Annotated in this window: 8 protein-coding genes; 5 read left to right on the top strand and 3 right to left on the bottom strand. The window is 69.7% G+C overall.

The window, feature by feature from the left end; genetic code table 11:
* The first annotated feature begins 4 nt into the window (after positions 1–4).
* Genes KEG38_RS40445 through thiL form a run of 3 tightly spaced genes read left to right on the top strand, consistent with a single transcriptional unit; the run spans position 5 to position 3,150 of the window.
* A complete protein-coding gene (locus tag KEG38_RS40445) occupies positions 5–736 on the top strand; it encodes a GTP-binding protein (protein WP_272425816.1) in 732 nt (243 codons plus the stop codon).
* Entirely contained in the window at positions 733–2,181 is a 1,449-nt protein-coding gene (locus KEG38_RS40440) for an ATP-binding protein (RefSeq protein WP_272425815.1), read from the top strand. Before KEG38_RS40445 ends, KEG38_RS40440 begins: the two co-directional genes overlap by 4 nt.
* Before the next feature lie 9 nt (positions 2,182–2,190).
* Positions 2,191–3,150, top strand: coding sequence for a thiamine-phosphate kinase (thiL, locus tag KEG38_RS40435; protein WP_272425814.1), 960 nt, complete (start codon positions 2,191–2,193; stop codon positions 3,148–3,150).
* Positions 3,151–3,165: 15 nt separating this feature from the next.
* Here thiL and KEG38_RS40430 read toward each other — a convergent pair whose 3' ends face one another.
* The 3 genes from KEG38_RS40430 to sppA all read right to left on the bottom strand — a co-directional run bounded on the left by KEG38_RS40430 (position 3,166) and on the right by sppA (position 9,461).
* Positions 3,166–3,630: a hypothetical protein gene (locus KEG38_RS40430; protein ID WP_272425813.1), complete on the bottom strand. Its 465-nt coding sequence runs from the start codon at positions 3,628–3,630 to the stop codon at positions 3,166–3,168.
* A gap of 166 nt (positions 3,631–3,796) precedes the next feature.
* Positions 3,797–7,141: a vitamin B12-dependent ribonucleotide reductase gene (locus KEG38_RS40425; protein WP_272425812.1), complete on the bottom strand. Its 3,345-nt coding sequence runs from the start codon at positions 7,139–7,141 to the stop codon at positions 3,797–3,799.
* A gap of 589 nt (positions 7,142–7,730) precedes the next feature.
* On the bottom strand, positions 7,731–9,461 hold the full coding sequence (gene sppA, locus KEG38_RS40420) for a signal peptide peptidase SppA (protein WP_272425811.1): 1,731 nt from the start codon (positions 9,459–9,461) through the stop codon (positions 7,731–7,733).
* 199 nt (positions 9,462–9,660) lie between these two features.
* Here sppA and KEG38_RS40415 point away from each other — a divergent pair, with 199 nt between their 5' ends.
* Positions 9,661–11,358: a ribonuclease J gene (locus tag KEG38_RS40415; RefSeq protein ID WP_272425810.1), complete on the top strand. Its 1,698-nt coding sequence runs from the start codon at positions 9,661–9,663 to the stop codon at positions 11,356–11,358.
* On the top strand, positions 11,355–12,293 hold the full coding sequence (locus KEG38_RS40410) for a CHAD domain-containing protein (protein ID WP_272425809.1): 939 nt from the start codon (positions 11,355–11,357) through the stop codon (positions 12,291–12,293). Before KEG38_RS40415 ends, KEG38_RS40410 begins: the two co-directional genes overlap by 4 nt.
* The last annotated feature ends 18 nt before the right edge of the window (positions 12,294–12,311 follow it).

Here is a 12,311-nt window from a genome sequence, read left to right as displayed (position 1 = left end):
AAGCGTGCAGCTCGATTTCGCATCACGCGAGATCTCGATCAAGCTCGTCTATTACGGTCCTGCGCTGAGCGGAAAGACCACGAACCTGGTCGCTCTGCACGGCCGCGCCGGCGCCGACGCGCGCGGGCGGCTCATGACGCTCGAGACGCAAGACGACCGCACGCTCTTCTTCGATCTCCTGCCGCTCACGTTCCGCTCGAAAGACGGCGACGTCTCGCTCCGCATCAAGCTCTTCACCGTCCCCGGCCAGCCGATCCACGCCGCGACGCGCAGGCTCGTCTTGCAAGGCGCCGACGGCGTCGCGCTCATCGCCGACTCGCGCGTCTCCGAGACACAACGCAACGCCGACGCGTTCCTCGATCTGCGCCAGAACCTGCGCGACAACGGGATCGAGATCTCGAAGATGCCGCTCGTGATCCAGTTCAACAAACGGGATCTGCCGGACATCCGCAGCGACGAGGAGCTCGCGCGGCTCGCGGCGCGCGGCAAGGAGCCGGTGTTCCGCGCGGTCGCGACGCGCGGGATCGGTGTCGTCGAGACGTTCGTCTGCCTGCTCTGGCTCACGTGGCGGTCGCTCGATCAGAGCCATCAGCTCGCGCGCAAGCTCTCGATCGACGGCGACGACCTCGTCTCGACCGCGGCGCAGCAGCTCGGCGTGACCACGCCGTTCCGCGAGCTCATCGCCGCGCGGATGGGCGGCCGGGCGGCCGGCGCTGCGCCCGGAGGCGCTCCTTGAGCGACGAGCGCTCGACCGACGTCGACGCGCTCGGCCTCGGACTCGGACCTCTCAGGCTCGAGGACCTCGTCGACCGCGAGGCGATGCGCGGCATGGTCGGCTCGATCGAGCAGGTCTTCGGCATGCCCGTGCGTATCGTCTCGAACTCGGGCGTGAGCCTGGCGAGCTCGTCACGCGAGGCCCCGCTCTGCGCGATGATCAACGAGGAGCCCGCGGGCCGCCGCGCCTGCGGCGCCATCGTCTCCGAGGTCAAACGCCTCCGCGTCACGTCGAGCGAAGGCGCCACGCACGGCTGCTTCACCGGCGCGCGTTACCGCGTCGTCCCGATCGAATACGAGGGCGGCACCATCGGCCGCGCGATCCTCGGCCCCTACCTCCCGCCTTCGGTCGAGAGCGTGCCCGACACGCTGCTCGCGATCGAAGGCATCGATCCGGCGCGCGCGGCGGAGCTTTTGCCGCACATGGCGCGCGCGACCGAGGCGACGGCCGAGATCGTCTCGAAGCATCTCGTCGCCGTGCTCGACGTGATCCTCTGGAGCGGGCACAAGGCCCTGCTCACGTCGAAGATGCACATCGCGTCGATCCGCGAGAGCTACCGCGAGCTCTCCGAAAAGAACGCGGCGCTCGAGCAGGCTTACGAGCGGCAGCAGGAGCTCGACAAGCTGAAGTCGAACTTCCTCGCGACGATCTCGCACGAGCTCCGGACGCCGCTCACCTCGATCCTCGGCTACAGCGAGATGCTCGTGGGCGGCATCGCCGGCGAGCTGACGGGGCCGCAGCTCGACTTCGTGCAGATCATCCAGGCGAAGAGTGATCAGCTCCTGAAGCTCATCATGAGCCTGCTCGACCTGTCGAAGCTCGAGAGCGGCACCGTGATGATGCGCCGGAGCGACGTGGCGATCGGCGTGGTGCTCGCAGAAGCAGCCTCGACAGTCGCGCCCGTGGCCACGAAAAAGGGCGTCACGCTCACCGTGGACGCGCCGGGAGATCTGCCGCTCGTGCTCGGTGATCCGGAGCGCCTCAGGCAGGTGTTCGTGAACCTCGGCGAGAACGCCATCAAGTTCACACCGCCGGGCGGCACGGTGCAGATGGTCGCGCGGCAGATGGCGACCGAGGCGGACGTTAGCGACGAGCCCGGCATGGTGCTGCTCGCGCCGCTTCGGCAGATGGTCGAGGTGCGCGTGGCCGACACGGGCATCGGCATCCCGGAGGCCGAGCGCGACAAGGTCTTTGATCCGTTTTACCAGGTGGATCAGTCGTCGACGCGCGAGCACGGCGGCACGGGGCTCGGCCTCTCGATCGTGAAGCGGCTCGTCGAAGCGCACCACGGCACCGTGCACATCGAGGGCCACGAGCCGACAGGCGCCGTCTTCGTCGTGCGTTTGCCCGCGTCGCGTCCGTCGGCGCCGCCTTCGAAGGCGGCGATCTCGGTGCGGTTCGCGTAAAGTCGGGGCATGACAGCTCGGAGCTCGGAGCGCGCGCGGATCGACATGCTCGCGCGCGTGTTCGGCGCGGATGGCTCGGGCCGGACGATCGTGGGCATCGGCGACGACGCAGCCGTGATCGGGCCGGGCAAGGAGCCCCTCGTCTGGACCATCGACGCGCAGGTCGAAGGCATCCACTTCCGGCGCGACCTCGTCTCGATGGCGGATCTCGGCTACCGCGCGACGATGGCCGCGACGAGCGACCTCGCAGCGATGGGCGCGACGCCGCTCGGCATCCTCGCAGGCCTCGTGCTGCCGGAGGACGTGACCGACGAAGACCTGCGCGCCATCGCGGAAGGACAACACGAGGCGGCAAAGGAAGTTGGTACTCAAATCATCGGCGGGAACCTCGCGCGCGGGCGGGAAATCTCGATCACGACGACCGCGCTCGGCGAGACGCCGCGCCCGCTCGGTCGGTCAGGCGCAAAGCCCGGGGAGGTCGTGGCGATCGCCGGGCCCCTCGGGCTCTCGGCAGCAGGGCTCGTGCTGATCGAGCGAGGGCGCGCGGAGGAAGCCGACGCAGCGCCGGCCGTGCGCGCCTACCGGAGGCCCGTGGCGCGCATCGCGGCAGGGCTCGCGGCGCGGGACGTGGCCAGCGCGGCGATCGACGTGTCGGACGGGCTCGCCCGGGACGTGGGGCACGTGGCGCGGGCGAGCCGCGTGCTCGTGGTGCTCGACCCGGCAGCACTCGTGACGGCCGAGCTCACGCGAGCGGCAGCGCTCCTCGGGGCAGATCCGCTCGCACTCGCACTCCACGGCGGCGAGGACTACGCCGTCGTGGTGACCGTGCCGGAGGACGCGTTGCCTCCAGGTTTCACGCGAATCGGGAAGGTGTTCCCGGCCGAGGGCCGCTCGAGCGGCGTCGCACTCGAACAGGAAGGCGGCACGCGCGTCCCCGTGGAAGAGCGCGGCTACGACCACTTCGGCTGATCGTTCGACCCCGAACTAATTGCAGGCAGAAGGCGCGCTCCCGGCCATGGTGGCGCGAATCTGCGTGAGCGCAGTCGAGCGCGGAGCCTTGCCCTCCTTGACGAGCTTCGACGTGCTGGCGCACATCGCAGCCGCGGAGGCAGCCTTCGATTTGACGGTCGCGTTCGCCTTCGGGTCCTTCGCCAGGGCCTGAAGCGCCGAGCAGCACCCATCAATCGAAGGCGCAGCCACGGCCTTCGGCTGTTCCGTGGGCGTAGGCGCAGCCGACGGCGTAGGCGCAGCCTCGGTGGGCGCAGCGCTGCCGGCCGCCGACCCTTGCGCCGCCTGCGGCGCATCTTCCGTGGCCTTGACCGGCGCAGGAGCCGCCGAGGGAATCGGAACGGCCTGGGGTGCCTCTTCTTCCTTCTTGCAGCCGGTGAAGAGCAGCGCGCCGAGGGCAAACGTGAGCAGGGCGGAACACGCGCGAGCAGAAGTGAGCATGAATGCCGTTTACCTGTGTTTCAGGGCGGCGGCTACTTCCGAGGCGGTGGCGGGGAGCCGGGGTTTCACCCCGGGCCCGACCAGGGGTTGTCCACCCCTGGACCCGGACCAGGCACGGCCTGGACCGAGGGTGCATCGACCGCGATGCGGTCGATGCATCGGGAATTTAGCTGCAGCCCATGCTGTTGCCGCAGTTCAGGCACTTGTAGCAAGCGCCGTTGCGGACCGTGATGTGGCCGCAACCGTCGCAAACCGGGGCGTCGCCCATCATGTCCTCGAGCTGCGCATCGAGGGCACTCGTGACGCGCTCCTGCGCCTCGACGCGGGCCGGCGCGGCAGGCAGCGCCGGCGAGGCCGACGAGCTCTCCTGCGCCCGCGTCTCGGTCGGATCCTGGATCGTCGCCGCCGGCTGCGGCTGCACGTGCGCAAGGTCGTACCGGTGCAGGTACTCGATGCCGAGCACACGGAAGATGTAGTCGACGATCGACGTCGACAGCTTCACGTAGTCATGCCCCTCGACCACACCCTGCGGCTCGAAGCGCGTGAACGTGAACTGATCGACGAAGGTCTCGAGCGGCACGCCGTACTGCAGGCCGACCGACACGCTCATGGCAAAGCAGTTCATGAGCGAGCGGAAGGCCGCGCCCTCCTTGTGCATGTCGATGAAGATCTCGCCAAGCGTGCCGTCGACGTACTCGCCGGTGCGGACGAAGATCTTATGCCCACCAACGGTCGCCTCCTGCGTGAAGCCCGTGCGCTTCTTCGGCAGGCGCACCCGCGCACCGGTCGGCCGGAGCGCAGGCACCGCGGGCGCCTGCGTCGCCGCCACGACCTCGGCCCTCGCCTCGGTCTTCTCGGCCTTCTCCGCCTTCTCCTCCTTCGAATCACCCGACGCGGAGAGCGGCTGCGACGCCTTGCAGCCGTCGCGGTAGAGCGCGACCGCCTTCAGGCCGAGGCGCCAACCCTCCTCGTAGATCTTCTGCACCTCCTCGACGGTCGCCTCATTCGGCAGGTTCACCGTCTTCGAGATGGCGCCCGAGAGGAACGGCTGCGCCGCCGCCATCATGCGCACGTGCGACATCGGCGCGAGGAACCGCTTGCCAATCTTCCCGCACCGGTTCGCGCAGTCGAACACCGCGTAGTGCTCTTCGCGCAGGTGCGGAGCGCCCTCGACCGTCATGCGACCGACGATCACCTCGTTCGCCTCGGCAATCTCCGACGACGAGAACCCGAGCGCGCGCAGGAGCGAGAAGCCCGGCGTCTGGCGCTGCTCGGGTGTAATGCCGAGCCGCACGTACGTCTCTTCGCCGAGCACCCACGGGCTGAAGGCGAGGCCGAGGTCGAAGACGCCCGGGATGGCCGCCTCGATCTTCGCGAGGTCGTCGTTCGTGAAGCCACGCTGCTTGAGCGACGCCCGGTTCACGTTCGGCGCCGCGAGCAGCGTGTTCGTGCCCGAGACGTAAGCGACGATTTCCTGCACCTCGTGCTCGCTGTAGCCGAGCCGGCGCAGCGCCTCCGGCACCGACTGGTTCACGATCTTGAAGTACCCGCCGCCCGCGAGCTTCTTGAACTTCACGAGGGCGAAGTCGGGCTCGATGCCCGTCGTGTCGCAGTCCATGAGCAGGCCGATCGTCCCCGTCGGCGCGAGCACCGTCGCCTGCGCGTTGCGGTAGCCGTTCTGCTGGCCGATGCGCACCGCCTCGTCCCAGTCCGCGCACGCCGCGCGCCAGAGCGGCTCCGGGCACTTCTCCCGATCGATCGCGTACGCCGCGTCGCGGTGCAGGCCCATCACCCGCAGCATCGGCTCGCGGTTCTTCGCGTAGCCCGGGAACGGCCCGCGTGAACCGGCCATCTCGGCCGAAACCTTGTACGCATGGCCGCACATGATCGCCGTGATGGCGCCGGCCACCGCGCGACCCTGGTCCGAGTCGTACGGGATGCCGAGGAGCATGAGCAGCGTGCCGAGGTTGGCGTACCCGAGCCCGAGCGGACGGTAGTCGTGCGAGTTCCGCGCGATGGGCTTCGTCGGGTAGGACGAGAAGTCCACGAGGATCTCCTGCGCCACGAAGAAGACGCGCGTCGCGTGGCGGAAGCCCTCGATGTCGAAGGAGCCGTCGGCGCGGAGGAACTTCGTGAGGTTCAGGCTCGCGAGGTTACAAGCCGTGTCATCGAGGAACATGTACTCGGAGCACGGGTTCGAGGCGTTGATCCGGCCCGAGTTCGGGCAGGTGTGCCAGCGGTTGATCGTCGAGTCGTACTGCACGCCGGGGTCGGCGCAGGCCCACGCCGCGTCGGCGACCAAACGCCAGAGGTCCTTCGCATTCAGGGTCTCGACGACCTCGCCGGTGGTCCGAGCCCGCGTCTCCCAGGTCCCGCCGGTGGACACGGCCCGCATAAAATCGTCGGTGACGCGGACCGAGTTGTTCGAGTTCTGGCCGCTGACCGTGTGGTAGGCCTCGCCGTTGAAGTCCGAGGACATGCCGGCGCCGATGAGCATCTGCGCCTTGCGCTCCTCGCGGACCTTCCACTGGATGAAGTCGACGATCTCCGGGTGGTCCATGTCGAGGCAGACCATCTTCGCGGCGCGGCGCGTCGTGCCGCCGCTCTTCGTCGCGCCGGCCGCGCGGTCGAAGACCTCGAGGAAGCTCATGAGCCCCGAGCTCGTCCCGCCGCCCGAGAGCTTCTCCTGCTTGCCCCGGATCGTGCTGAAGTTCGTGCCCGTGCCCGACCCGTACTTGAAGAGCCGCGCCTCGCTCTTCACGAGGTCGTAGATGCTCATCAGGTCGTCGTTGATCGACTGGATGAAGCAAGCCGAGCACTGCGGACGCTCGTACGCGTTCGAGAGCTCGACGATCGACCCGTCCCCCTCCTCGCGGTCGAAGGGCTGCTTCTGCTCGGTCCAGGCGTAGTTGCCGCCGGCCCCGACGATGCCGTAGCGGTGGTAGAGGCCGCAGTTGAACCAGACGGGCGAGTTGAAGGCGCCGTACTGGTTCACGAGGAGGAAGGTGAGCTCCGCCTCGAAGACCTCCGCTTCCTTGGTGCTGGCGAAGTAGCCGCCGAAGTTCTCGCCCGCCTCGCGGATCGTCTTGGCCAGGCGCTCGACCACCTGGCGCACGCTGGTCTCGCCGAGCTCCTTCTTCCCGTGGAGACCGGCCTTGCGGAAGTACTTGGAGACGACGATGTCCGTCGCGAGCTGCGACCAGCCCGCCGGCACCTCGGCCCCCTCCATCTTGAAGACCACGGAGCCGTCGGGGTTGTTGATGACGCTCGAACGGCGCTCCCAGGTGACCTCGTCGAGCGGGTTCGCCCCCCGGTGCGTGAAGACCCGGTCGAAGGTGAGGCCACGCGGACGCGCCGCCTTCTTCGCCTCCTTCGCGGAGACCGCGGCCCCGGCCGCCGCGGCTGCCGCGGTCTTGCCCGGCTTGTCCGAGGTGCGGGCCGCGCGCTTCGTGGCCTCCCCTGACGCCTTCGCCACCTTCCCGCCTTCCTCACCGATCGTCGGCTGCGCCATCTACATGTCTCCCAAGATGGAAAACGTCGCCTGTCCGTACGAACCGCTCCGAGAATCGTACAGTGGCGACGCTGCATTGGCAGGCCCGCGGCACTGCCTCTGCTTTTGTTCAGGAGTTATTCGAATTCGTTTGCCGCGCCGGGCTCGACTCACCCCGGCGGGCGACCCACCGCCGACGGGCGAACCCCACCGGCAGTGTCCAGGTCGCCGTCGTACCCCAACCCCTAGCGTACAGGCAAGCCCTCAAGAGCAAGATGAGGGTTCAGCACACCAAACCACATGAACCACTGCACCCCTGTGGATTTGTCCCGCCCTACCCTGGTTTTTCTGAACAAAGACCGAGATATGGAGCGCCTCGGGCAAACTCCGGTAACCTCGCTTGGCAGGAAAATTCCGTTTATCATCCCACACCATTTTCAATTCGGTCGAATTGTGTGGACTCGCCAAATGTAAGGAAACAACGCATTGACAACACGAGGCGTGACGGATCAGGCGTCGCCGCCGTCGCGCGGGTGCGTAGCGTCGTTCCCACCACGCGCCACAAAAAAGGACGGAGAGCGCGGATCCTGCGGGATCTGTTGGGAAAACGTTACCTGAGGTCCAGCCAGGTTCGTCCACCCGAACCCCACGGCTCGTAGACGAGCACGCGCTCGCTCGGCCCGAGGTTCAGCCCGAGCAAGACGCGCTCGGCCCACGGCGAGAGGCCAAGCGCCCCGAGCGCCGAGAGCGCCGCCCGGGCCACGCGCGCCGCAGCCGGCGGCGGCCCCTCCCCCCGCGGCGGCGCAACGAGCCGAGGCTCAAGCGGCCCAAGCCCCGCAAGCGTCGACGCCCGAGCGACCGCGTCCGCAAGGCCGCCGAGCTCGTCGACGAGCCCCCGCGCCTGCGCCTCGGTCCCGCTGTAGATGCGGCCCTGCGCGAGCTTGTCGATGTCCTCGAAGGGTCGGCCCCGCCCGCGCGCGACCACGCCCACGAAGGTCCGGTAGAAGGCGTCGGCCTCGGACTCGAGCACCGCGCGCTCGGACGCCTCGAGCGGCCGGACGGGTGAGAACAGATCGGCGCGCGCCCCCCGCTTGACCACGTCCGTCGAGACGCCGAGCTTCTCGAGGAGCCCACGCAAGACGAAGTGCGCCGACACGACGCCGATGGAGCCGGTGATGACCTGGGGCTCGGCGATGATGACGCGCGCCGCCGCCGCCACGTAGTAGCCGCCGCTCGCCGCGACGTTCGAGAGGTACGCGACGACCGGCTTCTCCTTCGCGAGGAGCTCGACCTCATGGTGGATGCGGTCCGAGGCGACGGCGCTGCCGCCAGGCGAGTCGATGTGCAGCACGACGGCCGCGATGCGTCGGCTGCTACGCGCCGCGCGGAGCGCCCGGACGACGCGCTCCTCGACGGCGAGCTTGCCGAGCGAGAAGCGGCTGCGCGAGACGATGGGCCCGTGCACCTCGACCAGGCCCACGACCGGCCGCGGGAGGAGTGGCCGGAAGCCACGATTTCGACGCGCCGCGAAGTAGTGGCCCGCCGGCACCCAGCGCGCCGTCGGGGCCGGCTCCTTGCCGAGCAGCGTCGTGACCTCGTCCTCGTAGGCGACGGCGTCGACGAGCCCGAGCTCGGCGGCGCGGCTCGCTCGGTACGGCGCCTCGTCGATCCAGCGTGACGCGACGCCCAGGTCTCCGCCGCACCGCTCCGCGAGCGCCCGGACGAGCGCGTCGTGCCGCGCGCCGAGCACCTCGCCGAGCTGCTCGCGTTGCGCCTCGCTCATCGCGTCGCGCACGAGCGGCTCGGCGGCGGACTTGTACGTGCCGCGCGCAAAAACTTCGGGCTCGACCCCGATCTCGGCGAGCGCCCGGCGCAGATACTGTCCCGTCGCCGCGTAGCCGATCGGCGCGACGAGCGTCTCCGGCCCGACCACGACGCGGCGCCCCGCCGACGCGAGGTACATCGTGTCGTTGTCCCCGCCCATGGGCAGGTAGAAGACGACCTCCTTGCCCGCGTCCCTCAGGCTCGCGAACACCTTGCGCAGCGAGGCGAGCACGCTCGGACCGGCCGCGAATCCGTCGAGCCGAACGAAGAGGCCCGCCGCCCGGTCGTCGCCGGCGATGAGCTCGCAGAGCTCCCGCACCCGCGTCACCGAGAGCGGCGGGCGCACGCGGCGCAGGATTCGGACGAGCCCGCGGGGCCTCGAAGGCAGGTTGTCGACGACGGGGCCGTCGAGGTCGAGCACGACGTAGCCGCCCTTCGGGATGGCGAACGAGCGGCGCAGCCACCGGAGGGGCATCACGAGGAGGAGGAGGAGATTCGTGAGGACGGAGCGGAGCAAGGGAGCCTTTGGATGCTGGAGAGCAGCGGGCGCAACGTAGACCCTCGGAGGCGAGGGCGGTAGATCGGGCCGTTCCCTCCTCGTGAAGGGCGCCATACCGCCCAGGCCGCGTTATGCTCCGGAGAACGAGCGGGCCGATGACGGCGCTCGAACGCGACAAGGAGCGCTGTTGTCCTCGTTGAACGACTCGCAGAGCGGCATGTCCCCCCTTCCCCCGCGCGGCCCTTCGAACGGGCGCTCCCCCTTGCGGATCGTCCCCCTCGGCGGGCTCGGCGAGATCGGGATGAACTGCATGGCGCTCGAACAAGGCGACGACGTCGTGCTCGTCGACTGTGGCGTCACGTTCCCGACGACCGACCTCGGCATCGACACGTACCACCCGCGCTTCGACTACGTCGTCGGGCACAAGGACCGCGTGCGCGCCGTCGTGCTGACCCACGGACACGAGGACCACATCGGGGGGCTGCCCTATCTGCTCGCGCACCTCGATGAGGACGTCCCGGTCTACGGGCCGGCCCACGCGCTCGAGCTCGTCAAGCACAGGCTCGCCGAGCACGGCTACGGCGACGACGAGGTCGAGCTCATCCCGGTCGCGCCGCGCAAGACGTACGAGGCCGGATCGTTCTCGTTCGAACCCATCCGCGTCACGCACTCGATCGTCGACGCGGTGGCCCTCGCGTTCCGGACGTCCGCGGGCATCGTGGTGCACACGGGTGACTTCAAGCTCGACCCCACGCCGCCCGACGGCGAGCTGACCGACGAGGCGCGCCTCGCCGAGCTCGGCGACGAGGGCGTCTCGCTCTTGCTCTCCGACAGCACGAACGTGGACTCACCCGGCCGCTCGACGAGTGAGCTTTCCGTGGGCCAGACGCTGGAGGAGATCGTCACGCGCGCGAAGACCCGCGTCATCATCGGGATGTTCGCCTCGAACGTGCAACGGCTCGCCATGCTGGCGAAGGTCGCCATGGCCACGCGGCGGCGGCTCTGCTTGCTCGGTCGCAGCGTGCAGGCCCACGTCCGCGCCGCCGAGATCTGCGGCCGGCTCAAGTTCCCGAGTGATCTGCTCGTGCCGCCCGAGCACCTCGGCTCGATGCCGCGCGACCGCGTCCTCATCATCGCGAGCGGCACGCAGGCCGAACGCATGAGCGCGCTCGTGCGCCTCGCCGCCGGCACGCACCCGCTCCTAAGGCTCGACCCGGGCGACGTCGTCGTGCTGTCGAGCCGCATCATCCCGGGCAACGACCGGCCGGTCTTCGAGATGATGGGCGATTTGCTGCGCATGGGGATCGACCTGAAGACGTGGCTCACGGACCGGGGCGTGCACGCGAGCGGCCACGCGCACCGCGAGGAGCAGACGCGCATGATCGAGCTCTGCCGGCCGCGCTCGTTCGTGCCCGTGCACGGGACCTTGCACCACCTCATGCGGCACGCCGCGCTCGCTCGCGAGGTCGGCGTCTCGGACGTGCTCGTCGCCGAGAACGGCGAGGTGGTCGAGCTCCCGCGCGGGCAGGGCGACAAGCTCGCGAAGGCCGCGCGCGTGACCGTCGGCAAGGTCGCGACGTACGGCGGCGACGAGCTGCCCGACGAGGTCATCCGCGAGCGCGCGCAGCTCGGACGGTCGGGCGTGGTGATGGTGTCGCTCGTGCTCGACCGGCGTGGCGCGGTCGCCGCCCCGCCGCGCATCGTGCAGCGCGGCGTCGTCGATCAAGAGGAGGGCGCCTCCGAGGTGATGCGCGCCGCGGCGATCGCTGTGTCGCGCGCGGTCGCGGACACGGACGGGCGGACGCGGACCAGTGACGAGGGCGTGACCGAGGTGGTGCGCCTCGCCGCGCGACGCGTCATCGAGGCGAAGACGGGACGCAGGCCGATCGTCATGGTGGCGCTGTCGCGGATATGAACACGCATAACTTCGCTCACGAGCTCGTCGCCGCGGCGCTCCACGCGCTCATGACGGACGCGCGCGCCGCGCGGGAGCGGGTCCTCGTGGTCTCGTCGTCCGCGCTCGTCGACACGCCGGGCGGCCCCACCGACGAGGAGGCGCTCCACGATTTCCGCGTGGCGCTCCGGCGGATGCGGACGATCCTCCGCGTCGCGCGCGAGCTCTGGCGGCGCAAGCGGCTCGCGCGGATCGAGGGCGAGATCCGCTACCACGCCCAGGCCACGGGCGATCTCCGCGACGAGGAGGTGCTGCGCGAGACGCTCGCCGCGCTCGACCTACCCGAAGAGGCGCACGACGAGCTCGGCGGCTGGCTCGTCCGCCGCGACCTCGCCGTCCGGAAAGAGCACGCCGAGGTGACACGCCTCCTCCGGGACGGCCCTCCCCATCGCGCTCCGACCTTGCCGGGCGGCAAGCGCATCAGGCCTCTCGAGCGCTCCTTCCAGGCGCTCGCCGCGCGCCTCTACGGCGACACGCCGCGACGCATGTCCGCCGTCGATCTCGGTCACCAGGTCCTCGATCACGCCGCGCGTGACGTCGTGACGTGGGCCATGCGGGACGTCGGCGACGTCGAGGCGATGCACGAGCTCCGCATTCGTTACAAGCGCCTGCGGTACACCGCCGACCTCTTCGCCGCGCCGCTCGGCGCCAAGGCGATGCACTTCGCCAAGCACGCGACGCGCATGCAGCGGCACCTCGGGGAGCTGCACGACATCGACCAGGCGATCCTCACGCTCTCTCGCGCGCGGGGCCTCGGCGCGACCACGAAAGACGCGGTCCTCGCGGCGCTTCGTGCTTCCCGCGTGACCCGTGCATCGAAGGTCGAGCCGCACCTCGTGGAGGCGCGCCACCTCATGGATCGTGGGCCGGACGACGAGCCACCCACGGTCGTGTGAGCGCTCGCCGGTCTCCTG

The sequence above is a fragment of the Polyangium jinanense genome (assembly GCF_028435265.1).
GTDB classification, from domain to species: domain Bacteria; phylum Myxococcota_A; class Polyangia; order Polyangiales; family Polyangiaceae; genus Polyangium; species Polyangium jinanense.
This window is presented reverse-complemented; position numbering and strand designations above follow the sequence as displayed.